The organism is Bradyrhizobium sp. (assembly GCF_049581145.1).
GTDB lineage: Bacteria > Pseudomonadota > Alphaproteobacteria > Rhizobiales > Xanthobacteraceae > Bradyrhizobium.
Genome location: NZ_JBAURI010000624.1, coordinates 1 through 1,616, shown reverse-complemented (window position 1 = coordinate 1,616; position 1,616 = coordinate 1). Strand labels below are relative to the sequence as shown.

The window sequence follows — 1,616 nt, the reverse complement described above, 5'->3', positions numbered from 1 at the left end:
GGTGGAAGGCCCCCGCTCGCTTCGCCGCGCAACTGGCCGCCGCGATGCGCGGAAGCCTCGCCCTGATAGACAAAGCCCGAGCGGAGCGCGCGCGCGATGTCGGACAGCGGCTCGCGCTGATAGTCGCGATAATAGCCTTGTTTTTCTCCGGTCAGCTTCACATGCCAGGCGTGATGATAGTCGTCGTTCCATTGCGCGCGATATTTGCCGCGCGACGGGTCCTGTAAGGGATCGAGCAGGCTGACGCGGTTGTCGTCGTTTTCAAGCACGAGATGAATGTGCCGGCCCGTCTCAGTGGCAAGTTGACCGGCCGCGAGGCTGAGATCGTTCAGCATCGGGATTTCGCCGAGCTCGGCAATGGCGTGGACGGCATCGAGCCGCAGCCCGTCGAACCGGTATTCGTCAAGCCAATAAAGTGCGTTCTCGATCGCAAAAGCGCGCACCTGCGGCACGCGGTAGTCGATCGCGCTGCCCCACGGCGTTTGCGCTTCGGTAAAGAAGGGCGGCGCGTAGCGGCCGAGATAATTTCCCTCGGGGCCGAAGTGGTTATAGACGACGTCGAGAAACACCATCAGCCCACGCAGATGTGCTTCGTCGACGAGACGCTTCAACTCTTCCGGCCGGCCATAGGCGCTGTCGGGCGCATACCACAACACGCCGTCATAGCCCCAGTTGCGCACACCTGCGAAATCCGCCAGCGGCAGCAATTCCAGCGCGGTGATGCCGGTCTCGACCAGATGGTCGAGCCTGTCGATCATGGCGCGATAAGTGCCTTCTTGTGTGAAGGTGCCGACATGGGCTTCCATAAGCACGGTTTCGTGCCAAGGCCGTCCGCGCCACTCGTTGGCGCGCCAGGTGTAGTTTGCGGGGTCGATCACCTCGCTTGGACCGAACACGTCGTCGGGTTGAAAGGCAGAAGCCGGATCGGGCACGTCGATCTCGTCGTCGATCCGAAACTTGTAGCGCGTACCGGCCTTGGCACCCGGCACGTCGGTTTCGAACCAACCGTGCTTGCGGGATGTAAGTAGGCAACGTTGCTGCTCCAACAACAGATCGACGCGCTGGGCTGCGGGCGCCCACAAGCGGAATGTGGCTCCTTCGGAAGTCAGACTTGCGCCGAAATGCCGTTCATTCATGCCGAACCCGAAAAGACCAGTACCGAGCGGGGCGGTGCGGTGGTCTCGCTTCCCGACGGGAAGTCCGCAGCCGTCTGTTTAACGTCGACGGTGTTCAATAGTTGCCGCCAACTCTTGTATTCGGGCATTTTCGGCAGCTTGAACTTGATCTCTTCGGGGGCGGCATTGAGCACGATGAAGACCGGTGGCTGGCCTTGTTCATTTGGTCCGAGCACATAGGCGAGAAAACGCCCTTCCGGAAAATTCCAGTCCTGCTCTTTCATGTCGTCCGCGGCCGGCGTCAGCCATAGCACGCCATACGAGCCGTCGGCGCGCCGTCCGTCGAGCCAGCGGCGGGCGCGGATTTGCGGAAAGCGGCGGCGGATTTCGGACAGGTGGGCGACAAACTCGATGAGGTCGCTGCCTGCGCGGCCCATACCTTCCCAGCCGATCCAGCCGGTCTCGTTGTCCTGGCAATAGGCGTTGTTGTTGCCGTTCTGG

Annotated in this window: 1 protein-coding gene and 1 pseudogene; both read right to left on the bottom strand. The window is 61.8% G+C overall.

The features are described from left to right. A partial coding sequence (locus WCB02_RS20595) for an alpha-amylase family glycosyl hydrolase (RefSeq protein WP_423960915.1) occupies positions 1-1,136 on the bottom strand: 1,136 nt, incomplete at its 3' end. Next, positions 1,133-1,616 (bottom strand): annotated as a pseudogene (locus WCB02_RS20590) (glycogen debranching protein GlgX); the annotation flags it as partial. The pseudogene WCB02_RS20590 and the gene WCB02_RS20595, both read right to left, overlap by 4 nt.